At 66.7% G+C, this 26171-nt stretch carries 25 protein-coding genes and 1 tRNA gene; 14 read left to right on the top strand and 12 right to left on the bottom strand.

Annotation, left to right across the window (positions count from 1 at the left end; all coding sequences use genetic code 11):
- Positions 1–111: 111 nt before the first annotated feature.
- Entirely contained in the window at positions 112–2490 is a 2379-nt protein-coding gene (lon, locus tag DV704_RS03005) for an endopeptidase La (protein ID WP_114798093.1), read from the top strand.
- On the opposite strand, the gene DV704_RS03000 is transcribed toward lon, so the two are convergent.
- Positions 2487–3476, bottom strand: coding sequence for a histidinol-phosphate transaminase (locus DV704_RS03000; protein WP_114798092.1), 990 nt, complete (start codon positions 3474–3476; stop codon positions 2487–2489). The two genes, lon and DV704_RS03000, sit on opposite strands and share 4 nt — an antisense overlap.
- 24 nt (positions 3477–3500) lie before the next feature.
- On the bottom strand, positions 3501–4394 hold the full coding sequence (gene cbiB / locus DV704_RS02995) for an adenosylcobinamide-phosphate synthase CbiB (protein WP_114798091.1): 894 nt from the start codon (positions 4392–4394) through the stop codon (positions 3501–3503).
- A gap of 41 nt (positions 4395–4435) precedes the next feature.
- Here cbiB and DV704_RS02990 point away from each other — a divergent pair, with 41 nt between their 5' ends.
- On the top strand, positions 4436–5857 hold the full coding sequence (locus DV704_RS02990) for a cell wall metabolism sensor histidine kinase WalK (protein WP_114798090.1): 1422 nt from the start codon (positions 4436–4438) through the stop codon (positions 5855–5857).
- On the opposite strand, the gene surE is transcribed toward DV704_RS02990, so the two are convergent.
- The 3 genes from surE to DV704_RS02975 all read right to left on the bottom strand — a co-directional run bounded on the left by surE (position 5849) and on the right by DV704_RS02975 (position 7392).
- Positions 5849–6613, bottom strand: coding sequence for a 5'/3'-nucleotidase SurE (surE, locus tag DV704_RS02985; protein WP_114798089.1), 765 nt, complete (start codon positions 6611–6613; stop codon positions 5849–5851). The two genes, DV704_RS02990 and surE, sit on opposite strands and share 9 nt — an antisense overlap.
- Positions 6614–6890: 277 nt before the next feature.
- Positions 6891–7097: a cold-shock protein gene (locus DV704_RS02980; protein ID WP_114798088.1), complete on the bottom strand. Its 207-nt coding sequence runs from the start codon at positions 7095–7097 to the stop codon at positions 6891–6893.
- A 76-nt stretch (positions 7098–7173) separates the two neighbouring features.
- On the bottom strand, positions 7174–7392 hold the full coding sequence (locus tag DV704_RS02975) for a hypothetical protein (RefSeq protein WP_114798087.1): 219 nt from the start codon (positions 7390–7392) through the stop codon (positions 7174–7176).
- A 130-nt stretch (positions 7393–7522) separates the two neighbouring features.
- On the opposite strand from DV704_RS02975, the gene DV704_RS02970 reads away from it, so the two are divergent.
- On the top strand, positions 7523–8311 hold the full coding sequence (locus tag DV704_RS02970; protein WP_114798086.1) for an enoyl-ACP reductase: 789 nt from the start codon (positions 7523–7525) through the stop codon (positions 8309–8311).
- Between the two features lie 3 nt (positions 8312–8314).
- Here the strand turns inward: DV704_RS02970 and DV704_RS02965 are convergent, their stop codons facing one another.
- Positions 8315–8692, bottom strand: a complete 378-nt coding sequence (locus tag DV704_RS02965) for a S1 RNA-binding domain-containing protein (protein WP_114798085.1) — start codon at positions 8690–8692, stop codon at positions 8315–8317.
- 155 nt (positions 8693–8847) lie between these two features.
- Here DV704_RS02965 and DV704_RS02960 point away from each other — a divergent pair, with 155 nt between their 5' ends.
- Genes DV704_RS02960 through DV704_RS02940 form a run of 5 tightly spaced genes read left to right on the top strand, consistent with a single transcriptional unit; the run spans position 8848 to position 13505 of the window.
- Positions 8848–10032, top strand: a complete 1185-nt coding sequence (locus tag DV704_RS02960; RefSeq protein WP_114798413.1) for an acyl-CoA dehydrogenase family protein — start codon at positions 8848–8850, stop codon at positions 10030–10032.
- A gap of 21 nt (positions 10033–10053) precedes the next feature.
- The gene (locus DV704_RS02955; RefSeq protein ID WP_114798084.1) at positions 10054–11091 is read left to right on the top strand and encodes a quinone-dependent dihydroorotate dehydrogenase; all 1038 of its coding nucleotides are present in this window, start codon (positions 10054–10056) and stop codon (positions 11089–11091) included.
- Between the two features lie 59 nt (positions 11092–11150).
- A complete protein-coding gene (locus DV704_RS02950) occupies positions 11151–12206 on the top strand; it encodes a S1C family serine protease (RefSeq protein ID WP_114798083.1) in 1056 nt (351 codons plus the stop codon).
- 19 nt (positions 12207–12225) lie between these two features.
- Complete coding sequence (locus tag DV704_RS02945; RefSeq protein ID WP_114798082.1) at positions 12226–12840, top strand: deoxynucleoside kinase; 615 nt, start codon at positions 12226–12228, stop codon at positions 12838–12840.
- A 29-nt stretch (positions 12841–12869) separates the two neighbouring features.
- The gene (locus tag DV704_RS02940) at positions 12870–13505 is read left to right on the top strand and encodes a deoxynucleoside kinase (protein ID WP_114798081.1); all 636 of its coding nucleotides are present in this window, start codon (positions 12870–12872) and stop codon (positions 13503–13505) included.
- On the opposite strand, the gene DV704_RS02935 is transcribed toward DV704_RS02940, so the two are convergent.
- Positions 13487–14317: a patatin-like phospholipase family protein gene (locus DV704_RS02935; RefSeq protein WP_114798080.1), complete on the bottom strand. Its 831-nt coding sequence runs from the start codon at positions 14315–14317 to the stop codon at positions 13487–13489. The two genes, DV704_RS02940 and DV704_RS02935, sit on opposite strands and share 19 nt — an antisense overlap.
- A 92-nt stretch (positions 14318–14409) precedes the next feature.
- On the opposite strand from DV704_RS02935, the gene moaA reads away from it, so the two are divergent.
- Both moaA and DV704_RS02925 read left to right on the top strand, forming a co-directional pair.
- Complete coding sequence (gene moaA, locus DV704_RS02930) at positions 14410–15405, top strand: GTP 3',8-cyclase MoaA (RefSeq protein ID WP_369910868.1); 996 nt, start codon at positions 14410–14412, stop codon at positions 15403–15405.
- A gap of 75 nt (positions 15406–15480) precedes the next feature.
- Entirely contained in the window at positions 15481–17052 is a 1572-nt protein-coding gene (locus tag DV704_RS02925; protein WP_114798078.1) for a DUF4091 domain-containing protein, read from the top strand.
- On the opposite strand, the gene argB is transcribed toward DV704_RS02925, so the two are convergent.
- Positions 17049–17795, bottom strand: coding sequence for an acetylglutamate kinase (gene argB / locus DV704_RS02920; protein WP_233498222.1), 747 nt, complete (start codon positions 17793–17795; stop codon positions 17049–17051). The genes DV704_RS02925 and argB overlap by 4 nt on opposite strands.
- Positions 17796–17862: 67 nt before the next feature.
- On the opposite strand from argB, the gene DV704_RS02915 reads away from it, so the two are divergent.
- Positions 17863–17937: transfer RNA gene (locus DV704_RS02915), tRNA-Val, on the top strand.
- A 28-nt stretch (positions 17938–17965) separates the two neighbouring features.
- Here the strand turns inward: DV704_RS02915 and DV704_RS02910 are convergent.
- Both DV704_RS02910 and DV704_RS02905 read right to left on the bottom strand, forming a co-directional pair.
- On the bottom strand, positions 17966–18820 hold the full coding sequence (locus DV704_RS02910) for a phosphotransferase family protein (RefSeq protein WP_114798076.1): 855 nt from the start codon (positions 18818–18820) through the stop codon (positions 17966–17968).
- Positions 18821–18852: 32 nt separating this feature from the next.
- On the bottom strand, positions 18853–20082 hold the full coding sequence (locus DV704_RS02905) for an MFS transporter (RefSeq protein WP_114798075.1): 1230 nt from the start codon (positions 20080–20082) through the stop codon (positions 18853–18855).
- Between the two features lie 156 nt (positions 20083–20238).
- Here DV704_RS02905 and DV704_RS02900 point away from each other — a divergent pair, with 156 nt between their 5' ends.
- Together DV704_RS02900 and DV704_RS02895 are read left to right on the top strand one after the other, a co-directional pair.
- A complete protein-coding gene (locus DV704_RS02900) occupies positions 20239–21240 on the top strand; it encodes a TAXI family TRAP transporter solute-binding subunit (protein ID WP_114798074.1) in 1002 nt (333 codons plus the stop codon).
- Positions 21241–21335: 95 nt separating this feature from the next.
- Entirely contained in the window at positions 21336–23696 is a 2361-nt protein-coding gene (locus tag DV704_RS02895) for a TRAP transporter fused permease subunit (protein ID WP_114798073.1), read from the top strand.
- A 2-nt stretch (positions 23697–23698) separates the two neighbouring features.
- Here DV704_RS02895 and DV704_RS02890 read toward each other — a convergent pair whose 3' ends face one another.
- Positions 23699–24445: a hypothetical protein gene (locus DV704_RS02890; protein WP_114798072.1), complete on the bottom strand. Its 747-nt coding sequence runs from the start codon at positions 24443–24445 to the stop codon at positions 23699–23701.
- A 3-nt stretch (positions 24446–24448) separates the two neighbouring features.
- Positions 24449–24898: a hypothetical protein gene (locus DV704_RS02885; protein ID WP_114798071.1), complete on the bottom strand. Its 450-nt coding sequence runs from the start codon at positions 24896–24898 to the stop codon at positions 24449–24451.
- Positions 24899–25007: 109 nt separating this feature from the next.
- Here DV704_RS02885 and DV704_RS02880 point away from each other — a divergent pair, with 109 nt between their 5' ends.
- Positions 25008–26168: an acetyl-CoA carboxylase biotin carboxylase subunit family protein gene (locus DV704_RS02880; protein ID WP_114798070.1), complete on the top strand. Its 1161-nt coding sequence runs from the start codon at positions 25008–25010 to the stop codon at positions 26166–26168.
- The last annotated feature ends 3 nt before the right edge of the window (positions 26169–26171 follow it).

Genomic DNA, 26171 nt, shown 5'->3' with positions numbered 1-26171 from the left:
GATTTGGCCCTATCCCAGGGTCATGGCCCGGTAAAATCTAAAGTACATATCGCTCCTACCCGCCGAGCGAGCGATGCACCCCCCAGGCGGAACCCAGGAGATGAATAGCCTATGCGCCTAGAACTACCAGTCATTCCTCTTCGCAACACGGTCATCCTGCCCCATACCACCACCCCGGTGGACGTGGGGCGGGCTAAAAGCAAGCGCGCCGTAGAAGAAGCCATGGGGGCGGATCGGCTCATCTTCCTGGTGACCCAGCGTGACCCGGAGGTGGACGACCCCACCCCAGGCGACCTCTACCATTGGGGCGTACAGGCCGTGGTCAAGCAGGCCATGCGCCTGCCCGACGGCACCCTGCAGGTCATGGTGGAGGCCCGGGCCCGGGCCGAGGTCAAGGACTACATCCCAGGCCCCTATCTGAGGGCTCGAGGCGAGATCCACGCCGAGCTCTTCACCACGGATGAAACCGTGACCCGGGTGCTGGTAGAAGAGATCAAGGACGCCTTCGACAAGTACGTGGCCAACCACAAATCCCTCAGGCTCGACCGCTACCAGCTCGAGGCCGTGCGGGCCACCACCGACCCGGCTGTTCTGGCCGACACCATCGCCTACCACGCCACCTGGACGGTGGCCGAAAAGCAGGAGATTCTGGAGCTGCTGGACCTAGAAGCCCGGCTCCGGCGGGTACTCGCCCTCCTGACCCGCGACCTCGAGCGCTTTGAGCTCGACAAGCGGGTGGCCCAGCGGGTCAAGGAGCAGATGGACACCAACCAGCGCGAGTACTACCTGCGCGAGCAAATGAAGGCCATCCAGAAGGAGCTGGGCGGAGAGGATGCCTACAACGACCTGGAGGCCCTGCGCAAGAAAATCGAAGAGGTGGGGATGCCCGAGGCGGTCAAGGCCAAGGCCTTGAAGGAGCTGGACCGGCTCGAGCGCATGCAACAGGGCAGCCCCGAGGCCACCGTGGCCCGCACCTACCTCGACTGGCTCACCGAGGTTCCCTGGACCAAGGCCGACCCCGAGGTGCTGGACATCAACCACACCCGGGCCATCCTGGACGAGGACCACTACGGGCTCAAGGACGTCAAAGAGCGCATCCTGGAGTACCTGGCGGTGCGCCAGCTCACCCAGGGCCAGGAGGTGCGCAACCGCGCCCCCATCCTGCTGCTGGTGGGGCCGCCCGGGGTGGGCAAGACCTCGCTGGGCCGGAGCATTGCCCGCAGCATGAACCGCAAATTCCACCGCATCAGCCTGGGCGGGGTGCGCGACGAGGCCGAGATAAGGGGGCACCGCCGCACCTACATCGGGGCCATGCCGGGCAAGATCATCCACGCCATGAAGCAGGTCGGAGTGGTGAACCCGGTTATCCTGCTCGACGAAATCGATAAGATGAGCTCCGACTGGCGGGGCGACCCTGCGAGCGCCATGCTCGAGGTGCTGGACCCCGAGCAGAACAACACCTTCACCGACCACTACCTGGACGTGCCCTACGACCTCTCGCGGGTCTTCTTCATCACCACCGCCAACAACCTCCAAACCATCCCGCGGCCCCTCCTAGACCGCATGGAGGTCATCGAGATTCCCGGCTACACCAACCTGGAAAAACAAGCCATCGCGCGGCAGTACCTCTGGCCCAAGCAGCGCAAGGAGTCGGGCATGGAGGGGAAAATGGAGGTGACCGACGCCGCAATCATGCGGGTCATCACCGAGTACACCCGGGAGGCCGGGGTGCGGGGGCTGGAGCGCGAGCTGGGCAAGATTGCCCGCAAAGGGGCCAAGCTTTGGCTGGAGGGCGCCTGGGAAGGGGTGCGGACGGTGGACGCCCCTGACCTACCCGCCTACCTGGGCATCCCCCGTTTCCGCCCCGACAGGGCCGAGACCGAACCCCAGGTGGGCACCGCCCAGGGCCTGGCCTGGACGCCGGTGGGCGGCACCCTCCTCACCATCGAGGTGGCCGCGGTACCGGGCAGTGGAAAACTCAACCTCACCGGGCAGCTTGGCGAGGTGATGAAGGAGTCGGCCCAGGCCGCCCTCACCTACCTCCGGGCCCACAGCGCCGAGTGGGGCCTGCCCGAGGAGTTCCACAGCAAATACGACCTGCACGTGCACGTGCCCGACGGGGCCACCCCCAAGGATGGCCCCAGCGCGGGGATCACCATGGCCACCGCCATCGCCAGCGCCCTCACCCGCCGCCCGGCCCGCATGGACGTGGCCATGACCGGCGAGGTGAGCCTGAGGGGCAAGGTGCTGCCGATTGGGGGGGTCAAGGAAAAACTTCTGGCCGCCCACCAGGCTGGTATTCACAAGGTGGTGCTGCCCAAGGACAACGAACCCCAGCTCCAGGAGTTGCCCAAGGAGGTGCTGGAAGGGCTAGAGATCAAGCTGGTGGAGGATGTGGGCGAGGTGCTGCGCTACCTTTTGCTGCCCGAACCGGTGATGCCCCCCGTCCAGCCCGGCGAAAACCGGCAGCAGCCCGGGGCCGGCGCCTAAAGCACCTCTGCCAAAGCCTCCAGCAGGGCCTGCTGGGCCTCCGGCACCTGAGCTGAAAGGCGCAGCCACTCGGGCAGACCAAAGCTGGTGCAGTCGCGCACCCGCAGGCCCCGGGCCCTGAGGGCCAGGGCCACCTGGGTGGCCTGCCCCACCCGGACCAGAAGGAAGTTGGCCGGGCTTTCCTGGACCTCGAGGCCCAGCGCGCGCAAACCCTGGGCCAGCTCGGCCCGGAGCTGCCAGAGCCTCTGCCGGGTCTCGGCCAACCAGGCCTGGGAGGGGGGCTCGAGCGCTGCCCGCAAGAAGGCCTCCCCGTGCACCCCCAGCACCCAGGAGGGGGCTATGTGGCGGAAATAGGTGAGGTCCTGCGGCGCCACCAGGTAGCCAGCCCGCACCCCGGTCAGGCCGTGGGCCTTGTTGGGGCTGTATAGCCGCCAGGCCGTGGGGGGAAGGGGCGGGGGGTTTTGGCAGAGGGCGTAGTAGGCCAGGTCGAGCACCAGCACCACCTGCCGCTGGTCGGCTATCTCGGCCGCCTCGAAGAGAAAGTCGTAGACCTCCCCGGTGGGGTTGTTGGGCACGCACAGGAAGGCCAGGGTGGCCTGGGGCAAAAGCCGCAGAAACTGGGAACCGTCCTCGGCCTTGAGCAAGGGCAGCTCGGCGGGCTGGGCCGCGCGGGCGTACTCCGAGAAGGTGGGGGGTAGGATCAGCATGGGCCCCCGCAGGTAGCGCAGCCGGGTCAGCCGGTGGATGAGCTCGCTGGTGCCCCCACCCACCGCCACCTGCTCAGGGGCCACCCCGTGGTGGCAGGCCAAGGCGGCATGGGTGGCGGTGTAAAGGGGGTCGGGGTAGCGGCTGGGGTCGGCCTGCTGAATGGCCCGCAGGGCGTGAGGGTTGGGCCCCAGGCCGTTGGCATTGGTGGAGAAATCGTAACGGGGCGGGGGGCCGCTGTCGGTCCCGCCGTGGATGGGCTTCAGAACATCGTCAATCATCGCCTAAGTCTCAGGTTAGAGAGGCTACAAAAAATGGCGCCAGGCTTCTATTCCGGCCAGGAGCACAGCACCCAGCCAGCCAGCGCGGGCCACCCGGGCCAGCCCGGCGGCCACCTCGGCCTGTCCGGGGGGCCGGCCCCGGGGGTTTAGGACGTACACCCCAGGCTTGCCCAGGCGCAGGCCCAAGGCCAGGGCCAGCGCGGCCATGGGCCAGCCCGCGTTGGGGGAAGGGGTCTTGCGGGCTTCGCGGGCCAGGTCCCGCCAGGTGGGGCCCCGCACCCCGAGCCAGAGGAGTCCGGCGGTCAGCCGGGCTGGGACCCAGTTCAGCAGGTCGTCGGCCCGGGCCGCCCACCGACCCGCCCAGGCCCAGGCCCCCATATACCCCCACATGGCGTCGGCGGTGTTGGCGAAGCGGTAGAGGGCCGCCCCGGGCAGGCCCAGCAGCACAAACCAGAAGAGGGGGGCCACCACCGAGTCCGAGAGGTTCTCAGCCGCCGACTCCAGAAGACCCTCCCGCACCTCGCTCTCAGAAAGCTCAGCGGTGTTGCGGCTGACCAGGTGGCGCAGGCGGGCCCGCCCGGCCTCCAGGCCCTCGCCCAGCGCAGCCTCCACCGCCCAGGCTTCGTCCAAAAGCATGCGGAAGGCGAAGAGCGGCTTCAGGAAAAAGGCTGCTAAAAGGGGCTCGAGCCACCCGGGTAAGAAGCCTAACCCCCAGGCCATAAGGCCATAGGCCCCCGCAAAAAGCCCCGCCCCCAGGCACCAGTACACTGCCCCCAGCGCAAAGGCAGAGCGCGGAGGAAGGCGCGTCAACCCCCGCCCCACCCACCCCAGGTAGCGGCCCATCCAGACCACCGGGTGCAAGGCAGTCGGGGGCTCGCCGAAGCGCCAGTCCAGCCACAGCGCGAGCAGCACCGCCATCCTGCCCAAGGCTACCAGAAGCCCGCGTATCATTCAGATAGATGACCCTCCGCACCCGCATCACCTCCCTCCTCCTGCTGGTTCTCGCCCTGTCGCAGGCCCTCATCGGGGCCTCAGTCTACGGCACCCTGCAGTTCACCCTCTACGAAAACCTGCGGCGCGAGCTCATGGAAAGCGCGCAGGCTGCACAGCGCCAAATCCGCGAGCAGGGCAACCTGGAGGGCCTCCCGCTTACGGTCTACGGCCAGGCCCTCTGGGTGCCCTTTCCCAACCCCACCGCCAGCGACATCCTGCAAGGGGCAGCCATCCCCATCGCCAAGTCGCTGGCCCTGGGCGAGGCCAGCCTGAACCTCTCGGAAAGCAGCCTGGAGGAGGTGCTGCGCTCCGGCGGGGTCTACACCGAGACTTCCCTCGCCCGCCCCGACGGCAGCCAGATACCCTTGCGGGCGCGGGTCGAGCGGCTACAAACCGAGATCGCCGGTATTTCCCAAGGCCCCCAGTTGGTCATCCTGCTGGTGGCCAAATCTACCGAGGGCCTCCAGAGCATTCTGACCGACTTTGCCCGCACCTACCTCGTCACCGCCCTGCTGGTCACCATTTTTGGCGGCGTCCTGGCTTTTCGGCTGGTGCGCCAGACCCTGGAGCCCCTGGCATGGGTGGCCCGAAAGGCCGAGCAGGTGAGCACCAAGCCGGAAAAGCTGCCCGAGCCGGTAGGCCACGACGAGGTGGCCTCGCTGGTGAAGTCGCTGAACCGGATGCTCGCCCGGCTCGAGGCCGCCTGGGAAACCCAGGGCCGCTTTCTGGCCGACGCTTCCCACGAGCTGCGCACCCCCATTACCGCCATTCTGGGCCACATCAACTACCTCCTCCGGCGCACCCAGGTCTCCGAGCAGCAGAAGGAGAGCCTGGAGATCATCAAGCGGGAGGCTGAGCGGATGCAAAAGCTGGTGGGGGACCTGCTCGAGCTCTCCAAGACCGGGGGGGGCTGGCGGGTGGAGCTGGGGGCGGTGCACCTGCCCACCGTCCTCTACGAAATCGAGGAGGAGTACAGCAAGAGCTTCGAGGGGCAGATCGAGGTGGAGGTTCCGGAGAATCTGTGGGTGCTGGGCGACGCCGAGCGGCTGCACCAGGTGCTGGCCAACCTGGTCTCCAACGCCATAAAGGCCCGGGCCACCCGGATACGGCTGGTGGCGCACGACCTGGCAGAACGGGTGGTGCTCCGGGTGGAGGACAACGGCGAGGGCATCCCTAAGGAACACCTTCCCCACCTCTTCGAGCGCTTCTACCGGGTAGACAAGGCGCGCGACCGCGAGCGCGGAGGCAGCGGGCTGGGCCTGGCCATCGTGCGCTCGATTGTGGAGGCCCATGGGGGCAGCGTCTGGGTGGAAAGCGAGCTGGGCCAGGGCTCGGTCTTCAGCGTATCGCTTCGGCGGGCCCCCGCACCCTACCCCCAGCTAGCCTGAGCACAGCCCCTCCAGGGTGAGCCGGCCCTCGAGCAAGGCGGCAAAGGCGTAGTCGGTGTAGTCCAGGGTGATGGGGGTCACCGATATGTAGCCCTGCTGCACCGCCCAAAAGTCGGTCCCCTCCTCCATCTCGGCGGTGGGCTGACCGGCCAACCAGTAATAGGGCCGCCCCTCGGGGTCGGTGCGCGCCACCACCTGGTCCTCGTAGCGGTGGGTGGAAAGCCGGGTGATGCGCAGCCCCAGGGGCGTACGGTTAGGGAAGTTCACGTTGAGCAGGGTCTTGGGCGGCAGCCCGTGCTCCAGCACCCAGCGCACCAGTGGCACCGCGTAACGGGCCGCCTCCTCGAAACGCAGCTCCTCCCCTGAGGCGTCCAGGCTGAAAGCGATGGAGGGAATGCCCAGCGAAGTGCCCTCCAGCGCTGCGGCCACCGTGCCCGAATGGGTCAGGTCAAGGCCCATGTTGACCCCTATGTTGATACCCGAGACCACCACATCCGGCCGGCCCAAAAGCTGGCTTCCCAGCACCACGCAGTCCGCTGGGGTACCGTCCACGCGATAGGCTGGAATCTCGCCGAAGCCCGCTGCAGCGGTGTGCTTGAAGCGCAGCGGCCGGCGAAAGGTGATGCTGTGCCCCACCCCAGACTGCTCCACATCGGGGGCCACCACCCTGACCTCCCCCAACTCGCGCAGGGCAAAGGCCAGGGCCTTGATACCGGGAGAGAATATCCCGTCGTCGTTGGCAACCAAAATGCGCATACGTCCCCAGACTACGCCGGGCCCCACCAGTTCCGTCAAACCAGCTCATCCAGCCGCCGGTGGTGGGCTAGACTAGGCTGCGCTGGTCGCGATAGAGGTGGAGGAGGGGGTTTCCGCTGACCACCAACCCCGTGGGCCCAAAAGCCCAAGGCAGCAAGCGGTTTGAAAACGCAGCGGGGCAGGTGGGCTTTGAAGATGCGGGCGCACCCGCGCAGGTGCCGCTCTTCAGACCTGAAGAAGGCCCCCCAGTTCGGGGGGCCTTGCAAGCCACACCCGGCTAGGCCAGGCGCACGTTCTTGGCCTGGGGGCCCTTGCCGTTGCGGCCCGGCTCAATCTCGAACTCGACCCGGTCGCCCTCGTGCAGGGTCCTGTAGCCCTGCCCCTGGATGGCCGTAAAATGCACGAACACATCCGGGCCGTTGTCCTGCGCAATAAAACCGTAGCCCTTTTCCGCGTTAAACCACTTGACCGTACCCTTGTTCATCCACTACTCCCAACGTCCGACCGAAACCCGTAGGTTTTAGGGGGACACCCAAAGGTAGCACGGCCCGGGCATTCCGTCAATAGAGCCGGGTGAAGGACTCGAGGTACTCTGAGGGGAGCAGCACCAGGCCCTTCAGGTAAAGCTCGTGCACCGCGTCCGTCCCAGCAATTCTCTGGAGCTGCTCCAGCGAGACCTGCACATCGCCCTCGGGCAGGTGTACCCAAACCCGGTCCATGGTGCCGGGAACCCACTCGCACTGGATGCCCACCGTCCGCACCCCTTCCAGCGTTTGCATAACCCCCTCCTTTACCCAGTTTCATTTGACTGACAAAGCTTGTAAAGAGGAGGAATGTCCTGCGCTGCAGAGCTCTTTTGCCGAGAAAGCGGTGCAGAGCCTCGAGGCCAACCGGTAAGATACAAGGGTCATGGTTGCCATCGACCTATCCGGCAAGAAGGCCCTGGTCATGGGCGTGACCAACGAGCACAGCCTGGGCTGGGCCATCGCCCAAAAGCTGCACGCCGCTGGGGCAGAGGTGGCCTACAGCTACCAAAGCGAGCGCCTTAGGGAGAAGCTGGAGAAGCTCACCGCCGACCAGCCCCACCGCCGTCTATACCAGGTGGACGTCACCGACGAGGCCGCGCTCAAGGCTATGTTTACCGACCTGGCCCAGGTGTGGGGTGGGCTCGACTACGTGGTGCACGCCATCGCCTTCGCCCCCCGGGCCGCCATGGAAGGGCGCTTCATCGAGACCACCGCCGCCGACTGGAACACGGCCCTGCAGGTATCGGCCTACTCGCTGGTCGCGGTGGCGCGTGAGGCAGAGCCCTTGCTGCGGGAAGGGGGCAGCCTGGTCACCCTCACCTACTACGCCGCGGAGAAGGTGGTGCCCCGCTACAACGTGATGGGCATCGCCAAGGCAGCCCTCGAGGCCAGCGTGCGCTACCTGGCCTACGAGCTTGGCAAGAAAAACGTCCGGGTCAACGCCATCAGCGCAGGAGCGGTGCGCACGGTGGCCGCCATGAGCATCCCCGGCTTCCGCAAGATGACGGCCAGGTACGGCGCTGTTGCCCCCCTTGGGCGCATGATCACCCACGAGGAGGTGGGCAACCTGGGGCTTTACCTACTCTCCCCTCTGGCCAGCGGCACCACCGGCCAGACGGTGTACGTGGACGCGGGCTACAGCATCATGGGCATGAGCCTCGATGAGGCCTGAGCCCTAGCGGCGCCTGCGCCCTCCGCGGCCACCCGCCTTCCTTCCTCCGCCCGCCCCACCGGAGCTGCGCAAAAAGCTCTTGAGCTTGTTCTCAAACTCGGGCGCCTGGCGCGGCAGGCGCTTGGGCCGGGGGGGTTCTGCTGGTGCTGGGGTCAGCTCCTTGATGGATAGGTCGAGGCGGCCCTTCTCGTCCCGGCCCAGCACCAGCACCGAGACCACATCCCCTTCCTGCAGATGGTCGCGAACGTTGCGCACGAACTCATGGGCAATCTGGGAGATGTGCACCAGCCCCGACTCCCCACCAGGGAGCTCCACAAAGGCCCCGAAATCGGTAATCCGGGTCACCCGACCTTCTACCACTGCTCCTGCTTGCAACTCCATTAAACCTCCGAGGCTGCGCGAACTCCCTGTGGGGGATTCACGATGCCCTCACTATACCACTCCCTTCCCCCCAGGCGAGGAGGCGCGGCAATTTTGTTACGCATTTACATCACCCAGGAAAAAAAGTGATACACTTGCTTTGGGAGGAAAAACGCATGATTGCCGAACGGCCCCGGGAGCTTTGGTTCGAACCCGACCGTGAGGAGCGCCAGATCATTGGCACTCTGCGCGAATTCCTGCAGGCTGAGGTGGCCCCCACCGCCGCCGAGCGGGATGAAAGCGGCCAATTCCCCTTCGACCTGGTACGCCGGCTGGGGCACCTGGGGGTTATGGGGGCCCAGGTGCCCGAGGCTTACGGAGGGGCTGGCCTCTCTACCCGCACTTTCGCCCGCATGGTGGAGGAAATCGCTGCCGTAGACGGTTCGCTGGCCCTCACAGTGGCCTCGCACAACAGCCTGTGCGTGGGCCATATACTGCTGGCGGGCAACGAGCAGCAAAAAGAGAGCCTCCTGCCCAGGCTGGCTGCAGGGGAGGTGCTGGGGGCCTGGGGCCTGACCGAGCCTGAAAGCGGCTCGGATGCGGCCTCCTTGCGCACCCGCGCCGAGGAGACGCCGGAGGGCTTCGTGCTCAACGGCAGCAAGCAGTTCATCACCCAGGGCTCGGTGGCCGGGGTGTACGTGATCAACGCCCGCACCGACCCGGCCCCCAGCCCCGAGAAAAAGCACCTGGGGCTCTCGGCCTTCGCCTTTTCCGCCCCCCGCGAGGGCCTGCGGGTGGGGCGCAAGGAGAAGAAGCTGGGTCTCAACGCCTCGGACACAGCCCAGCTCATCTTCGAGGACCTGCGGCTGCCCAAGGAGGCCTTGCTGGGCGAACGGGGCAAGGCCTTCTACGATGTGATGCGGGTGCTGGAGGGGGGGCGAATTGGGATTGCCGCCATGGCCGTGGGGCTTGGACGGGCCGCGCTGGATTTTGCCGCTCGCTATGCGCTAGAACGCAGGCAGTTCGGCCGGCCCATCGCCGAGTTTCAGGCGGTCTCCCACAAGCTGGCGGAGATGGAGACCGAGCTCGAGGCAGCCCGGCTGCTCTACCTCCGGGCCGCCGAGCTGCGCGATGCGGGCCGGCCCTACGGCCACGCCGCGGCCCAGGCCAAGCTCTTCGCCTCGGAGGTGGCCGTGCGGGCCTGCGACGAGGCCATCCAGATCCTGGGCGGCTACGGCTACACCAAGGACTACCCGGTGGAGCGCTACTGGCGCGACGCCCGCCTGACCCGGATTGGGGAGGGCACCAGCGAGGTGCTCAAGCTCATCATCGCCAAAAACCTGCTGGCCCGCTACCGCTAGCGGGTGCTATGCTGAGGCCTCGTGTACGAGCGCCTCAAGCCCTGGCTCTTCCGCCAAGACCCCGAGACCATCCACGACCGGGCGATGGGGGGGCTGGCCTGGCTGGCGCGGCGGGGGCCTCTTTTGGGGCTGCTCCAGCGCTTGCTCCGGCTAGATGACCCACGGCTCGAGGTGAGGGCCTTCGGCCTGCGCTTTCCCAACCCCATCGGGCTGGCCGCCGGCTTCGACAAAAACGCCCTGGCCCTGCGGGCCTGGCCGGCTTTGGGGTTTGGCTTCGTGGAGATCGGCTCCATCACCGCCCTTCCCCAGCCGGGCAACCCCAAGCCCCGCCTGTTCCGGCTGCCCGAGGCCGAGGCCCTCATCAACCGCATGGGCTTCAACAACGAGGGGGCCGAGGCGGTGGCCAGACGGCTCGCCGCCTGGCAGGCCCACGGCCCCCTTCCTGTGCCCCTTGGCATTAACCTGGGGAAGTCCCGGGCCACACCCTTAGAAAAAGCCGCCGAGGACTACCTGAAAAGCCTCTCCCTTTTGCTGCCCTATGGCGACTACTTCGTCCTCAACGTCAGCTCCCCCAACACCCCAGGCCTGAGGGCCCTGCAGGAAAAAGAGCGGCTCGAGGCCCTACTTCAGGCCCTCACAGGGTATTTGCAAGGGCGCAAGCCCCTTTTGCTCAAACTGGCCCCCGACCTCACCTGGGCCGAGCTGGACGACATCCTCGAGCTAAGCGAGCGCTACGGTCTTGCCGGCCTCATCGCCACCAACACCACCGTGCAGCGCGAGGGGCTTCCCCTGGCCGAGGAAGGGGGGCTCTCGGGCCGGCCTCTGGCCCGGCGCGCCCTCGAGGTGCTGCGCTACCTGCACAAGCGGCTCCAGGGCCGGCTGCCCATCGTCTCGGTGGGAGGCATCTTCAGCCCCGAAGACGTCTGGGAACGCCTGGAACAGGGGGCCTGCCTGGTGCAGATCTACACCGGCTTTGTCTACCAAGGTCCTCTGCTCCCCCGAAGGCTCTGCCAGGGGCTACTGGCCCGGCTGGAAGCGGAAGGCAGGGGCCTTACCTAAACACAGCCCACTATTGATTACTCATCCGGCCCATATGAGAATGGGTGCGGTTTGCCGATATGCGCTCGCTCGTTCTACTCGTTTGGGCTCTTGCCTTGGCCCTGGCCCAGGCCCCCCGCCTGACTACCCCTGAGGAGGTGGCCCGGGCGGAGGTGATCCGCCGGGCCCTGCCCGCCGTGGTCAAGGTGACCGGCATCCTGCGCGACCCCCAGACCGGCAGCGAGGGCCCCACCAACGGCTCCGGCTTTTTTTATGCCCCTAGCCGAATCGTTACCAACTACCACGTCATCCAGGATCTGCGGGACATTACCGTTGAACTCTTCGATGGGCGCACCTTTCCCGCCCAGGTTTTCGCGGTGGACAAGGGCATCGATATCGCCATCCTGAGCGTGCAGGGGGTCACCGCGCCAGCCCTGCTCTCCTTTGGCAGCTCGCAAAACCTGCAAGTGGGCATGGGGCTCATAGTCATCGGCAGCCCATTCGGCCAGCGCAACCTGGCCTCCTATGGCATCCTGGCCGGCATCGGGCCCACCGCAGCGGAAAAAAACGACCTCGACCCCGAGGTGGGCTCGGAAATAGGCGATTTGCTCTTCACCGACGCCCGCATCGTGCAGGGCAACTCCGGCGGTCCGGTGCTGGACCTGCAGGGGCGGGTGGTGGGGGTGGCCAACGCCACTTTGGGCGACCTGAGCGGGGTGGGGGGGGTGGGGGTGGCCATCCCGGTTGACCTGGTGCGCCAGAGCGTGAGCGACCTCGAGCGCTTTGGGGTGCCCCAACGCGGCAACCTGGGGGCCACCCTTCTGGACCTGGACGAGCTGGACCCCCTCCTGCTGGGCCGGGTGGGGCTGCTCTCCACCCGCGGGGCCATGATCGAGAAGGTGCAGCCCGGCGGCCCCGCGGCCCGGGCCGGCCTGCGGCCCGCCCAGCGCGACCCGCGCGGCAAGCTGGTGAGCCTGGGGGACATCATCCTGGCGGTGGGGGGACGCACCGTGCGCAACGCCAGCGAGGTCACCCAGATCATCGCCCGCTTCCGCCCTGGCGACCGGGTCAATCTCACCATATGGCGCAACGGGCGGCGCATGGAGGTTACGGTGACCATGATCGCCCGCCGTTAGCGGCCCAGCCGGAGGCTCTGTGTACATCGCCATCGAGGGCGTGATTGGGGTGGGCAAGACCACCCTGGCCCGCTTGCTGGCCGAGCGGCTGGCAGCCGACTGCCTGCTCGAGGTGGTGGAGGAAAACCCCTTTTTACCCCTCTTCTACCAGGACCCCCCGCGCTACGCCTTCAAGGCGCAGGTCTTCTTCCTGCTATCGCGCTACAAACAGCTCCTCCCCCTGGCCCAGCCAGGCCTCTTCAGCCACGGGGTGGTGGCCGACTACCTCTTCGACAAAGACGCCATCTTCGCTGCTATGAACCTCTCTGGGGAGGAGTGGGCGCTTTACCAGGAGCTCTACCGAAGCCTCTCCCCCAAGCTTCCCGTGCCCGACCTGACCCTCTACCTCAAGGCCCCGCTGCCCACCCTTCTGGCGCGCATCCGCCAGCGGGGCCGGGTCTTTGAGCGGCGGCTCGAGGCTGCCTACCTCGAGCGCTTGCAGACCTTCTACGAGCAGCACTTCGCCACCTACCCCCACCCCCTTTGGGTGCTGGAGACCCAGGAGCTCAACTTCGCTGAGGACAAGGCCGCTCAAGACTGGATCGTGGAGGAGGTCCGCCGGCGGCTGGGTTGCCAAAGGGTTGGGAACGGGTAAAGCTGAAAGCAGCGCAGTTGGGCGGTCTTATGTACATCGCCATCGCAGGCAACATCGGCGCTGGGAAGTCCACCCTGACCCGGCTTCTGGCCGAACACTACGGGCTCTTGCCGGTCTACGAGGCGGTGGACGAGAACCCTTACCTGGCCGACTTCTACGCCGATATGGGGCGCTTCGCCTTCCACTCCCAGGTCTTCTTCCTGGCCCAGCGGCTCAGGCAACACCTGGAACAGATCAACCCGGCCCAGCACGTGGTGCAGGACCGCACCATCTACGAGGATGCCTTCATCTTCGCGCAAAACCTCCGGCTCCAGGGCCACCTCTCCGAGCGCGACTGGCAGACCTACCGGGCTCTTTTCGAGGGGATTGCCCCGGCCCTGCGCAAGCCCGACCTGCTCATCTATCTGCGGGCCTCGACCGAGACCCTAAAGGCCCACATCGCCCGGCGGGGACGGGCCTTTGAGCAGGCCATCCCAGAGGCCTACCTGGCCTCCTTGAACCAGCTCTATGAGGCCTGGATAGCGACCTACGACCTCTCACCGGTGCTGGTCATCTCGAGCGATAGCGTGAATTACGCCGACGACGAGGAGGCCCGCGCCCTCCTGTTCCGTACCCTGGAGCGCTTCGGCCTGAGTCGTCCGTTGGTTCAGGGCTCCTCGGCCTGAATCAGCTCGCGGATGGCCTCCAGCGCCGCCTCGGCCGCAGCCTCGCCGTCCTTGATGGCCTGCTCGAGCTGCTGGAAGCTGAAAAGCCCGATGCCCTCGAGCTTGGGGCGCAGAACCAGGTCGGGCCGGGCCACCGCCAGCTTTACCTCGGCCAGGCGGATCTGCATGATCTCCACCGCCCGGTAGACGTTCTGCACCGGATTGGCCTCCATACCCCGGCGGAAAATCTGCGCCCACCAGCTCTTCTTCTGCGGCTGCTCGCGCAAAACCTGCAACGGGGTCACGTCCACCGCAATCACCCGCTCAGCCCCCAGGAAGCGCACCAGGTCCACGGGAATCTGGTTCAGGATTCCCCCATCGGCCAGAAGCTGGTGGTCTACCCAGATTGGGTTGATGGCCCCTGGGTAGGCGATGGAGGCCCGGATGGCCTGGAAAACATCCCCCCGGCAGAAGTACACCTCGGTCCCGGTGATGAGGTCGGTGGCGGTGATGCCCAAGGGAATGGGGAAGTCCTCGATCCGGCGCGGAATAAGGGGCTCCAGAAAGCGCACCAGCTCGCTGAAGTTGAGCATATCGTCAAAGGGGTTGAGGTCCAAAAAGCGCCAAAACGAGGTGCGGGAAAGAAGCTCCTGCACCTCATCGGCCCTGTGCCCCGCAGCAAAGACCGCCCCCATCAGGCTCCCCATGCTGGTGCCGGCGATGGCAGCAGGGCGAAGGCCCTCCCGCTCCAGCACCCGCATGACCCCAATATGGGCGTACCCCCGCGCCCCTCCCCCGCCCAGCGCCAGGCCAACCCGCCTCTGCTCGCCCATACTTACAGGCTAAGAGCAGCGGGGAGACGTAGGCAATTGACCCTCGCTTAAGCCAAAGGCCCCCCTAGGCCCCAAGGGCCCGTGTTGCTAGAATGTGCAACACGGGGGTCAGGGTGAAACTCATCGACCGCTACGGCCGCCTCATCAAAGACCTGCGCATCTCGGTCACGCCGCGCTGCAACCTGCACTGCCTCTACTGCCATCCTTTGGGCTACGAACAGGCCGAGCCCCCGGGCAGCCTGGGGGTGGAGGACGTCCGCCACTTCCTCCAGGCCATGCAGATGCTGGGGCTGGAGTCGGTGCGCTTCACCGGCGGCGAACCTTTGGTGCGCAAGGAGCTTCCCCAGATGATTGCGGTGGCGGCCGAGCTGGGCATCCCCGATATCGCCATCACCACCAACGGCCTCCTCTTCAAGCGCAAGGCCAGGGAACTGGTGGCCGCCGGGCTCAGGCGCATCAACCTCTCGATGGACGCGGTGACCCCCGAGGTCTTCCGGCGCATGACCCGGGGCGGCCAGGTGGAGCGGGTCTGGGAGGCCATCGAGACGGCCTGGGAGCTGGGACTGCACCCGGTCAAGGTCAACGCGGTGATGATCCGCGGCATGAACGAGGAGGAGGTCATCCCCCTGGCCACCCTCTCGCTCCACCACCCCCTCGAGGTGCGCTTTCTAGAGTACATGCACCTGGACAACTCCAACCCCGAGCTCTACCGCGCCCGCTTTGTGCCCGGGGCCGAGACCCGCGCCCGCCTCGAGGCCCACTTCGGCCCCCTGGAGCCCGTGGAACACGACCCCACCGCCCCGGCCCGGGTCTACCGCATTCCCGGGGCCGTGGGCCGGGTGGGCTTCATCAACCCGGTGAGCGAGCCCTTCTGCTCCAAGTGCTCCCGCCTCCGCCTCACCGCCGACAAAAAGCTCCGCCCCTGCCTCCTGACCGAGCTGGAGATGGACATCGCCTGGGCCTTCGCCGCCCCCAACCCCGTCGAGGCCCTGGTGGACGCCATTCTCATCGCCACCGACCGCAAACCGGCCTTCGGCAATACCCTGCCCACCTTGCGCGAGCGGGTGATGGTGGGCATCGGGGGCTAGGCGTAGCGGGGCATAACGGTCCCGGAAACGACCCAAAGACCGCTCCTCCGGGCCTGCCTGGCTAAACTTAGGGGGATGCGGCGATGGGCGCTTTTTCTACTCGGGGGGCTGCTCGCGGCCTGCCCGGCCCCGGTGGTGGAAATCGACCCCGGGGGGCCTTTGCAAATCTGGACCGCGGGTTCCCTGGAGCGCGTCCGCCCGGAAGACCCCCCGAGGCCGCTGCGGCCGCTCGAGCTGTTCGCCGCCCGGGGCGAGGTGGAGTCGTTCCAGGTGGTGCTCACAGGGCCCAAGGGCATCAAGGAGGCCCGGCTGGAGGTCTCCGAGCTGCGGGGCCCCGGAGGGGTGATTGGGAAGGAGCACCTGAGCCTCTACCGAGCCCACTACGTCGAGGTGCGCGAGCCCAGCCCCAGCCTGGACCCCACCAACCGCTCGCAAGGCCCGGGCTGGTACCCCGACGCGCTCATCCCCTTCGAGGCCCCGGGGGGGCGCTTCCGGGCTGTTCCGGTGGACGTGAGCCCTGGGCGCAACCAGTCCTTCTGGGTTGACATCCGGGTACCGCGCGAGGCAGCCCCAGGCGTCTACCGGGGTACTTACCGCGTCATAGCGCGCAACGGCAGCCTGGAGGGGCAGCTTACCCTCACCGTGTGGAACTTCGAGCTCCCCCTGCGCCCCAGCCTCCTCTCCTTCGTGCCCCTTTGGCATACCAAAACCAAGGCTGCCCGAAAGGAGCTCCTTTTGCACCGGTTGATGCCGGGGCGGCTCGAGGCTGAGGAGGTGGCCGAGCTGGCGCGCGACTACGGCCTAAACAGCATAGACCTGGGCTTCTGGAGCGGGGCCAACGCCCACACCTGCCGGGCCAAACCGCCCCCTTCGGTAAGCGAGCTGGCCCGGGCCAAGGCTGCCCGCCAGGTTGGCGTGCCCATCTACAACTTCACCTTCGACGAGCTCGACGTCTGCCCCCAAAACCTCCTCGCCGAGATTCGCTCCTGGGCTGCAAACCTGCGGGCCGCAGGGGTGCTGCACCTGAGCACCCTATACCCCAGGCCCGAGCTTCTGGACGACGGAAGCGGAAGGCCTCTGGTCGATATCTTTGCCCTCAACGCCGAGATGTACGAGGAAGCGCGGCGCAGCGGGCTCTGGGAAGAAGCCCGACGCCGGGGCAGCAGCTTCTGGTACTACACCGCCCTGCTCAACCCCAAGACCCCCTACGCCCCCCAGTGGCTTTTAGACTACAGCCCCCTCAACTGGCGCATTTCCAGCGGATTTTTGGCCTACAACCTAGGCTTTAGCGGCATCCTGGCCTGGGCCGCCGACTACTACGATCTGGACCGCGGCCAGGACCCCTGGACCGACGTGCGCTACTTCGACGCCGGAAAGGTCTACAACGGAGACGGCCTATGGTTCTACCCCGGCCAGGCCGTGGGATGGCCCGACCGGGTGGTGCCCTCCATCCGGGCCAAGTGGGTGCGGGATGGGGTGGAGGACTACGAGTACCTGCGGCTGCTGCGCGAGCGGGGGCTGCACCTGCGGCTGGGCACCGCCGCCGAGGAGATGGCCCGCAGCATGCGCGACTGGGCCAAGGACCCGGCGCAGCTCGAGGCCGTCCGCCGGCGGATGGGCGAGCTCCTGAGCCAGCCCCGCCGCTAGCCCACCAACCGGGTGCCCAGGTGGCCCTCGAGCACCCCCCGCAGCACCCCCGGCTCTCCACGGGCAATGGTGGCCCAGGGAGCCCCCCGGGCCAGCGCGTGGAGCGCTGCCCCCACCTTGGGCACCATCCCCCCGTGGATGACCCCCGCCCCAATCAGGGCCTCGGCCTCCTCCCGCCTTAGCAGCGCCAGACGGCTGGTGGGGTCCTGGGGGTCGCGCAGCACCCCCACCACGTCGGTCAGGAAAAGGGCCGGCAGCCCCAGGGCCCCGGCGATGGCCCCCGCCGCCGTGTCGGCATTGATGTTGAGGGGGCCGGCGTCGTCCAGTCCGATAGGGGCCACCAAAGGGGTGAGTCCAGCCCGAAGCATCTGCGCGAGCAGGTCCACGTTGACCGCCCGAACCTCGCCCACCCGGCCCAAAGCCGGGTCCAGCACCTGCGCCTGCAGCAGCAAAGCGTCCCGGCCCGAGAGGGCCACCGCAGCCCGACCCCGGCGCGAAAGCCCTTCGGCCAGCTCCTTGCCCAGGGCGGTGAGCACCATCTCCACCACCTCCATCTGCTCAGGGGGGGTAACCCGCAGCCCCTGGTGGAAGCGGCTCTCAAAACCCAGCCGCTCCAGCCAGGCCCCAATCCGGGGTCCCCCACCATGCACCAACACCAAGGGCCCCGGGTAGGCGCAAAGTTCGTCTAGTATGGCCCCCGCCTCCCTCAGGCTGCCCCCAATTTTTACCAGCAAGGCCTGCATGCCGCCCATCATAGCTTGACACCGCCCCAAGCGGGTGCTACCCTTACTTCTGCCTACAGCAGGCCCCGGGCGATTAGCTCAGCGGGAGAGCACACGCTTCACACGCGTGGGGTCGTAGGTTCAAATCCTACATCGCCCACCAAAAGCGCCACCCCAGTGGCGCTTTTTTGCTAGAAGGGCCTGGGCTCGAACTCCTGGTAGAACCTAAGGGCCCTAGGCAGCTTCTCGGACACCGCCGCCGCGAAGCCGGAGGGGTTCTTGGTGCGAAACCAGTGGATGTCGTGCAAATAGGTGAGGGGCACCCAGAAGCGCAGGCGGCGCCACAGGGGAAGCGGCTCGGGGTAGCTGCAGACCACCTGTCGCAGCACGGCGCGGGCCCTCTCTTCCCCGAGGAGGTCCAGGGTTCCTGTGGTCAGGATGGCCAGGTCGCGGGCCGGGTCGTCGGGCTGGGCCCGCACCCAGTCCACCAATAAAGCCGCCGGCACCCCCTGGGCTTCGGGGTGCCTGAGGAGGATGTTGCCCGCATGGGGATCGCGATGGCAGAAGGCCTGGGGGGTTCCGGCCACCTCCTCGATATGCGGCCAAAGCCAGCGCACCAACCGCTGGGCCTCGGGCAGGTCGTGCAGGGTGCGGCCGAACTGCCCAAGCCGCTCCTCCAGGCGGGCCCGGCTCACCACCCCCGGCTCGGCAATGGCGTGCAGGCGCACAAAAAAACTGGCCAGCTCATCCAAGGCCGCCTGGGTGCAGGCCTCGGGGGTGAAGTTGGCCCCGGGGTAGCGCCGGGTGACCAGCACCCCGTGCTGCCCCATAGCAAAGGCCTCCACCACCCAGTCCCCTAACCCGGCCTTGGTCATGTTCAAAGCTTCCAGTCGCGCAGCCAGGATGCCCCCGGGCTGGGCAGAGGCCTCCGGAGGGTAGATTTTGAAGACCAGCCCATCCCCGGCAAAGGTGCGCGCCTCCGCACCCCCCACCAAAGGGGTGAGGCGCAGGCCAAAGCGGGCCTCGAGGGCCGACAAAACCTCCACCCCGTCAGCATACCGGGCCCATGGGCCCTGCACTAGTCGGAGGCGGTCTGGAGCTTGGAAAGGGAAGCAGCAGGAGCGAGCACCCTCGGCCAGGGAAAGCGAATCATCCAAAGGGCCGCGGCCAGCGTCAGCCCCCCCAGCACCGCCACCCCGGCCCGGGCCCCCCAGACATCGATGAGGAGGCCCGAAAAGTAGGCGCCCAGCGGCCCGGTACCTAAAAGCACCATGGAGTAAATGGCCATCACCCGGCCCCGGATGCGGTCTGGGGCCAGGAGCTGGACAGTGGTGTTGGCGTTGATGAGGGTGGTAATCATCCCCAGGCCCGCCAGCCCGAAAAAGAAGGCCGCCCAGCCAGGGGGCAGGGGCAGGCCCAGGGCTAGGAGGGCCAGGCCCAAAAGCGCACCCCCCAGCACCGCCCGCAAGGGGCGGGCCCTGGAGGTGATGGCCTGGATTAGGGCAGCCAGAATCGAGCCTAGCCCCACCGCCGACATCAGGAAACCGAAGCCCTGGGCATTGAGGCCCAGCTCGAGCCGCGCGTAGGCCGGAACAATGGTCTGAAAGTTCATGCCCAAAAGGCTGGTGAGCCCAACCAGGACCACCACCTGCCGCACCAAAGGCTCCTTCCAGACGAAGCGCAGCCCCTCCAGGGCATCGGCCACCATCCCCCCAGGGGCGCGTCGCACCGGCCGGGCCGGGTTTACAAAGAGCACCCAGAGCAGGGGAAGAAAAGAGAGGGCATTGGCCAAATAGCTCCAGGCGAGACCCAGCCCCGCGATCAAAAGCCCAGCCAGGGCCGGGCCTAGAAGGCGCGAAGCGTTGAAGCCGAAGGAGTTGAGGGCGATGGCCCCGGGATAGCGCTCGCGCCCGGCCAGCTCGACTGTGTAGGCCTGCCGCACGGGCAGGTCCATGGCGTTGAAAAGCCCGTACATGAAGGCAAATACCAGCACATGGGGGTAGCGCACCCACCCGGTTGCAATCAGGACAAACATGCCCAGGGCCAGCAGGGCCATGCCGCCCTGGGTCAGCAAGAGCAGGTTGCGCCGGCTGTAACGGTCGGAAAGCACCCCTGCCGGCAGCGAGAACAAAAGCGAGGGCAGAAACTGCAGGGCCACCACCAGCCCGAGCCGCTCGGCGCTCCCGGTGAGCTCGAGCACCAGCCAGCCCTGGGTCGCTGCCTGCATCCAGGTACCCATTTGGGAGAGGAACAAAGCCAGCCAGTAGGTACGGTAGCGGGGGTCGCGCAGAAGGGCGAGCGCCAGCACCCCTCCATCATACCCCCAGACTGACCCTTCGGTCAGTCTGGGCTTACCACCCCTTGACACTAGGTCTGGAATTCTTGAGACTATCTAGGACCGAAAGATAATCCCGCATCGCAGCAGGTCAGCGATGGGGGCTTTCAGTGCTGGGAGGTTGTCCAGATGAAACTGTGGAGACTTGTGGTGCTCGCTTTGGTGCTGGTTCTAGGGGCCGCTGTGGCCCAGTCGCGCCCCCGGGTGGTGATCCCCACCGGGAGCACGGGTGGGGTGTTCTTCTTTTACGGCCAGGCTATCGCAAAGATTCTTAGCGAAGCAGGCGTAGCCGATGCCACCGCCCAGCAAACGGGTGGTTCGTACGACAACCTGCTCCTGCTGCGCGACCGTACCGACCCCCGCAGCAACACCTACTACTGCGCCCTGGCCACCACCGACTCGGCGCTGGTCACCTACACCGGCGAGGAGCCTCGCTTTGCCCAGCGCAAGGCCGACATGCAGCGCATCATGTTCTACATGTATCCGAGCCTCATCCACATCGTGACCACCGAGAAATCGGGGATCAACTTTGTGGGTGACCTGCGGGGCAAGCGGGTCTCCACCGGTCAGCCGGGCTCCTCCACCGAGAACCTGGCCCTCTTGGTCCTGAGAGGGGCCGGGGTGGACGTGCGCGAGTTCGCCAAGCGCGAGCGCCTGCCGGCCGCCGAGTCGGCCAAGGCCCTGGCCGAGGGCACCATCGACGCCTACTTCTGGGTGGGTGGGGTGCCAACCTCGAGCGTGGTCGAGCTGGCCCAGAGCCTGGCCCGCAAGGGCGACCAGATCAAGCTGGTGGACTCGCCCCGCAGCGGCCCCACCGCCCAGCTTCTGCTCAAGGAGTTCCCCGGCGTGATCACCACCGGGGTGCTCCCCAAATCGGTCTACGGCACCAAGAAAGACGTCTTCGCCCTCTTCACCGGCAACGTCTTCCTCTGCCCAGCCTCCATGCCCGAGGAACTGGCCGAGGCCATCATGAAAGCGGTCTTCAGCAACCTGCAGACCCTGGTAACGGCCACCCCCGCGGCCCGGGATACCACCCTCAAAAACACGGTGGACCTCTACAACCAGCGGATGATCATCCCCTTCCACCCCGGAGCTGTGCGCTACCTGCGCGAGGTGGGGGCCATCCGGTAACCTGACCCCCCAAGCCGCTCCCCCACCCGGTGGGGGAGCTTTTTTGAAGCTATAGCCGCTCAAAAAGTATAATCGCGCAAATCGAAGGAGGCTGTATGGAACTACCCCAAGACTCCGCGGGCCGCACCCGGATGGACCGGGTTATCTGGTTTATCCTGCTTCTGGGCTCGCTCTTCAGCCTATACCTGGTGCTTCATCCCTTCACCCCGCTGAGCCGGTTCAACATAGATGTCCTGGACCAGGTGCAGCTACGCCGGGCCACCCACGTGCTCTTGCTATTGGTGGCGGGCTACCTTATCACCTCCCGCCTGCCCGCCGGCCGGCGCACCCCAGGTAGCTGGGTCTTTGCCCTCCTCACCCTGCCCTTTCTCTATACCTTCTGGGTACCCAATGCCCCAGGGGTGAGCATTCCCCTCGTCAACAAGCTGGTGGCCACCCTGGCCTGGGCTCTGGCGGTGCTGCCGGTCCTGCTGCCCAGCCTGCGCCGCAGGGCCGACGTGGCCGCGGCCCTCCTGGCCATTGCCCCCTGGGCCTACCAGGTGCGCTACTACGAGGAGCTGGTCTATCGGGCGGTGATTCCGGCCCCCTGGGACATCACCATGTCCTTCACCGTAATCGTCCTGGTGCTGGGGCTGGTGGCCCGGCTCTTGGGTCCGGTGATGCCCTCTTTGGTGCTCATTTTCCTCACCTACAACATGTACGGCCACTACGTGCCCGGCACCTTCCAGGGAGCCAGGAACGGCATCGACCTAATCCTGGGCAAGGCCTACAACGAAACCGAGGCCGGTATATACGGCCTTATCACCGGGGTTTCGGCCAAATACATCGTCTACTTCACCATCCTCTCAGGGCTGATCGGGGCACTGGGACTGGGCAAGGTGGTGGCCAACATCGCCCTCTCGCTGGTGGGCCGCACCCCCCAAACCCCAGGCCGGGTGACCGGAATCGCCTCGGTCTTCATGGGCATGTTCAGCGGCTCGGGGGCCGCGGACACCCAGTTCGTGGCTACCCTGACCAAGCCCCTCTATGAAAAAGCGGGCTACGAGCGGATGACCGCCGCGGGCCTGGTGGCCACCGCGGGCACCATCGCGCTCATCACCCCCCCGGTCCTGGGCAGCATCGCCTTCGTGATGGTGGAGATCCTGCAAATCAGCTACCTGTGGGTGGTGGTGATGGCCCTGGGGCCCATGCTCCTGTACCTTCTGGGTATCCTCACCTTCAACGAGTTCTACACCCGCAAGGCCAAGCTGCCCCCCGTGGGGGCCGACATCGGCCTGGGCCGGCGCTATGCCCTGCGCTACAGCACCATCTTCATACCCATTCTCCTGATTGTGGCCATGCTCTTCTTGGGCAGCGAGGTCTCCACCGCGGTCTACCTGGCCTCGCTGGCCTTCGTAGTCCTCTGCTACATCGACCCCACCCTGCGCCCACCGGCCCTGAGCGAGGCCATGCGAAGCCCGGCCTACCGCCTGGGGCTGCCCCTGGGGATTGGGCTGGCGGCTGGAGGGGCGCTGCTGCCTTTGCTTTTGGGCTGGAACCTGGGCAATGTGCCGGTGCTGCCGGCAACCCTGGCGGTGCTGGGCCTCCTGGTGGGGACCTTCTTTTACCCCGCTGCTGCCAGCGGCCAGCTCCGGGAAGCGCTGAGGCCAATCGCGCAAGGCTTGGTTGATGGTTTCCGCCAGCTCATCCCCATCGGCACAGCGATCGTAGCGGCCAACCTGATCTTCGGCATGATGGTGATCACCGGCCTGCCCGCCAAGTTCTCCATCTTCCTGGGGCAGGTCTCGGGGGAAAGCCTGCTCCTGGCCACGCTGGTCACCGCCGTCTTCAGCCTAATCCTGGGGATGGGGGTGCCGCCCACCGCCACCTACGTACTCACCGCCTCGCTTACCGCCCCTGCGATCATCAAGATCGCCGCGGCCAACTTCCAGGGGTATGGGCTAGAACAGCAGCAGGCCGTCCTGGCCGCCACCCTGGCCACCCACATGTTCCTCTTCTACTACGCGGTGCTGGCCGACGTGACCCCTCCGGTGGCCCTTTCGGGCTACGCCGCCGCCTCGGTCTTCAAGACCAACCCCATCCTGACTGGGGTCTACGCCGCGCGGGTGGCCCTGGCCAAGTACATCATCGGCTTCTTTTTCCTGCTCTCCTTCACCGGGACGGGTCTTTTGGTCCTGCCGGTCTTGCAGAATGTGCCGGGATTGGAGGGCTGGCTCATCATCCTCGAGCGCTTCTTCTTCACCGCAGCAGCCATCGTCTTCCTGGCCGCGGCCACGGTGGGCTACACCCGCCGCACCCTGCGCCGTTGGGAAAGCTGGGCGATGGGGGTGTTGTCGCTGGCCCTCTTCTACCCCTACCCGAGCCTGTGGATGCCCCTCATCCCCTTCGCGCTGGGCCTCCTCTTCTTCCTGAAGAAAGAACCGCGCCAGAGACCTAAGACCCAGGCCGCCGACTAGCCCTATAGCAAGAAGGCCTCGGGGGGCAGGGCGTGGCCCAGGGGCTCGAGCAGAGCCGAAAGATAGAAGCGGTGCCACTCCTCCGGGGGCAGATACTCACCTATATGGCGCAAAGCCTCGGCTGGGGCGGCCTGAAGGGCCAGCAGGCGGTGGTAGGGCTGGAGCAGGAACAGGGGCAGGGGGCCCCCTGCGTAGATGAGCAGGTCGGCGTGGCGGGCGGCGGCCTCGGCCTGGGCCCCGCCCACCACCGCCACCCCCCGCTGGGGCGCTGGAAGCTGCCTCAAAAAGGCCTCCCCCTGGGCGAAGCTCTCGCAGAGCAAGGAGACCTGGCCGAGCCCCCTGAGGCCTAGGGCCAGCTCGGGCCGAAAAGGCCCCAGCCAGAGGGCCTTTTCCCCCAAGGCATACCGCCGCACCAGCCGGGCCAGGGCCAGCGGCTCCTGGTAAAATCCCCGGCAGCCGGTACGCTCAGGAAGGACCAGGTCCACCCTGCGGGCCTGGGCGGCCTCGGGCTCGAGATGGGCCAGCAGGCCCGCAGCCTCGGCCTGCAGGGTGGGGGGTTCGATCACCGCCCCGGCCAGGCCCAGCGGCCCCAGGCCCCCCAGGGCGGCCTCGAGGCCAGACCCGACTTCGGCGGTGTAGAGGAAAAGGGGAAGATGGTGGTTGAGGCTGGCCGCTAGGAGGGGCGAATACCAGCGGCTTTGCCCCCGGTGCAGCACCACCAGGGGACGGGGAGGGGCATAGCCCGGCATGCCCTACCTCAGCTCGGCTATGAATCCCACGGTGACACGCTGAAAGCCCTCCGAGCCCACCACCTGGCTCACCTCGAGGTAGGGTCGGTAGCCCCGCTCGGGGAACTGCACCCCTAGCGAAAACATGGCATACCACCGCTCGCCCAAACGCAGGCGTAGCTCGCCGGGAGCGGTGTAGGCGGCAAGGCCCACCGCCACCCCGCCGGCTAGGTAGGGCCGCAACCAAAGGTAGAGGGGCAGGGGGTAGACCACCTCCCCGCTCAAGTAAAGCCCCCCCGGTGCGCCTACCACCAACTGGCTGCGGAGGTCCACCGGACGAGCCTCCAGGTAAAACCCCAGATGCCCCATGAAACCACCCCCGCCGCTTACCGAAAAACCGATATCCACCCCGCTGGCCACCGCCTCGGCCAGGAGCACCAGGGCCACCCCCACGGCCCTCGCCCATCGGTTCATGCCCCATACCCTACCCAACCCACAGCCCTTTGGCAAGGAAGCGGACCTTGCGCTTTGCACAGGGCTTTGGGGATACTTAGGGGCAATTCAAGGACCTGGAGGTACGACGGTGAACGTGGTCTTCCTTTCCCCCCACTTTCCCCCCAACTACTGGCCCTTCTGCGCGCGGCTGCGCGAGTTCGGTCACAACGTGCTGGGGCTGGCCGACGCCCCTTACGAGCACCTGCGCCCCGAGCTGCGGCAGGCCCTTACCGAGTACTACCGGGTCTCCGACCTGCACCACTACGACGAGCTTTTGCGGGCGCTGGGCTACTTCACCCACCGCTACGGCAAGCTGGACCGGCTCGACTCGCTGAACGAGTACTGGCTGGAGACCGAGGCCCGGCTGCGCGAGGACTTCAACATCTCCGGCCTGCGTCCAGCCGACATGGACCGGGTAAAACGCAAATCGGTGATGAAGGCTCTCTTCCAGAAGGCCGGGCTGCGGGTGGCCCCGGGGAGGATCTGCCGCAGCGCTGCTGAGCTGCAGGATTTTGTGGACGAGGTGGGCTATCCCGTGGTAGCCAAGCCCGATGTGGGGGTGGGGGCAGCCAAAACCTACAAGATTACCAACGATGAGGAGCTCAAGGCCTACATCGCCAGCAAGCCCCCGGTGGACTACATCGTAGAGGCCTTCGTACCGGGGCGCATCGTCACCTACGACGGCCTGACCGACCGGGATGGAAACGTTGTGCTGGACAGCTCGCTCGAGTACTCCAAAGGGGTGATGGAAGCGGTCAACCAGGACACCGACCTCTACTACTACATGGTGCGGCAGATTCCCGAAGACCTGCGCGAGGCGGGGCGAAGGGTGGTGGAGGCCTTTGGGGTGCGGGAGCGCTTCTTCCACTTCGAGTTTTTCCGCCTGGAGGACGGCTCGCTGGTGGCGCTGGAGGTCAACCTGCGCCCCCCAGGGGGGCTTACGGTGGACATGTTCAACTACGCCAACGACATGGACATCTTCCGCGAGTGGGCCCATCTCCTCACCTACGGCCGGGTGAGGGAAAAGCCCACCTACCCCTACTTCGCCGCCTACGTGGGCCGCAAGGACCACATCCCCTACAAGCGCAGCCACGAGCAGGTGCTGGCTGAGTTTGGCCATCTCATCGCGCACCACGAGCCCATCAGCGGCATCTTCGCGGGGGCTATCGGCAACTACGGCTACATCCTGCGCCACCCCGACCTTTCCACCCTGCTCGAGGCCGCCCAGGCCATCCAGGAGCGGGCCTAGCCC

It is taken from the genome of Meiothermus sp. QL-1, assembly GCF_003351145.1.
In the GTDB taxonomy this organism is placed as follows: domain Bacteria; phylum Deinococcota; class Deinococci; order Deinococcales; family Thermaceae; genus Meiothermus.
Note: the sequence above shows the minus strand (reverse complement) of the source record. Positions and strands in the feature narration are given on the sequence as shown.

What these genes read in the sequence shown, in the direction of transcription:
- DV704_RS02950 (WP_114798083.1), top strand. Translation starts at nt 11,151, where the DNA reads ATGCGCTCGCTCGTTCTACTCGTTTGGGCTCTTGCCTTGGCCCTGGCC.
- surE (WP_114798089.1), bottom strand. Translation starts at nt 6,613, where the DNA reads ATGCGCATTTTGGTTGCCAACGACGACGGGATATTCTCTCCCGGTATC.
- DV704_RS02965 (WP_114798085.1), bottom strand. Translation starts at nt 8,692, where the DNA reads ATGGAGTTGCAAGCAGGAGCAGTGGTAGAAGGTCGGGTGACCCGGATT.
- DV704_RS02935 (WP_114798080.1), bottom strand. Translation starts at nt 14,317, where the DNA reads ATGGGCGAGCAGAGGCGGGTTGGCCTGGCGCTGGGCGGGGGAGGGGCG.
- DV704_RS02885 (WP_114798071.1), bottom strand. Translation starts at nt 24,898, where the DNA reads ATGAACCGATGGGCGAGGGCCGTGGGGGTGGCCCTGGTGCTCCTGGCC.
- DV704_RS02970 (WP_114798086.1), top strand. Translation starts at nt 7,523, where the DNA reads ATGGTTGCCATCGACCTATCCGGCAAGAAGGCCCTGGTCATGGGCGTG.
- DV704_RS02925 (WP_114798078.1), top strand. Translation starts at nt 15,481, where the DNA reads ATGCGGCGATGGGCGCTTTTTCTACTCGGGGGGCTGCTCGCGGCCTGC.
- moaA (WP_369910868.1), top strand. Translation starts at nt 14,410, where the DNA reads ATGTGCAACACGGGGGTCAGGGTGAAACTCATCGACCGCTACGGCCGC.
- DV704_RS02960 (WP_114798413.1), top strand. Translation starts at nt 8,848, where the DNA reads ATGATTGCCGAACGGCCCCGGGAGCTTTGGTTCGAACCCGACCGTGAG.
- DV704_RS02990 (WP_114798090.1), top strand. Translation starts at nt 4,436, where the DNA reads ATGACCCTCCGCACCCGCATCACCTCCCTCCTCCTGCTGGTTCTCGCC.
- DV704_RS02890 (WP_114798072.1), bottom strand. Translation starts at nt 24,445, where the DNA reads ATGCCGGGCTATGCCCCTCCCCGTCCCCTGGTGGTGCTGCACCGGGGG.
- DV704_RS02900 (WP_114798074.1), top strand. Translation starts at nt 20,239, where the DNA reads ATGAAACTGTGGAGACTTGTGGTGCTCGCTTTGGTGCTGGTTCTAGGG.
- DV704_RS02980 (WP_114798088.1), bottom strand. Translation starts at nt 7,097, where the DNA reads ATGAACAAGGGTACGGTCAAGTGGTTTAACGCGGAAAAGGGCTACGGT.
- DV704_RS02975 (WP_114798087.1), bottom strand. Translation starts at nt 7,392, where the DNA reads ATGCAAACGCTGGAAGGGGTGCGGACGGTGGGCATCCAGTGCGAGTGG.
- argB (WP_233498222.1), bottom strand. Translation starts at nt 17,795, where the DNA reads ATGCAGGCCTTGCTGGTAAAAATTGGGGGCAGCCTGAGGGAGGCGGGG.
- DV704_RS02895 (WP_114798073.1), top strand. Translation starts at nt 21,336, where the DNA reads ATGGAACTACCCCAAGACTCCGCGGGCCGCACCCGGATGGACCGGGTT.
- DV704_RS02940 (WP_114798081.1), top strand. Translation starts at nt 12,870, where the DNA reads ATGTACATCGCCATCGCAGGCAACATCGGCGCTGGGAAGTCCACCCTG.
- DV704_RS03000 (WP_114798092.1), bottom strand. Translation starts at nt 3,476, where the DNA reads ATGATTGACGATGTTCTGAAGCCCATCCACGGCGGGACCGACAGCGGC.
- cbiB (WP_114798091.1), bottom strand. Translation starts at nt 4,394, where the DNA reads ATGGCGGTGCTGCTCGCGCTGTGGCTGGACTGGCGCTTCGGCGAGCCC.
- lon (WP_114798093.1), top strand. Translation starts at nt 112, where the DNA reads ATGCGCCTAGAACTACCAGTCATTCCTCTTCGCAACACGGTCATCCTG.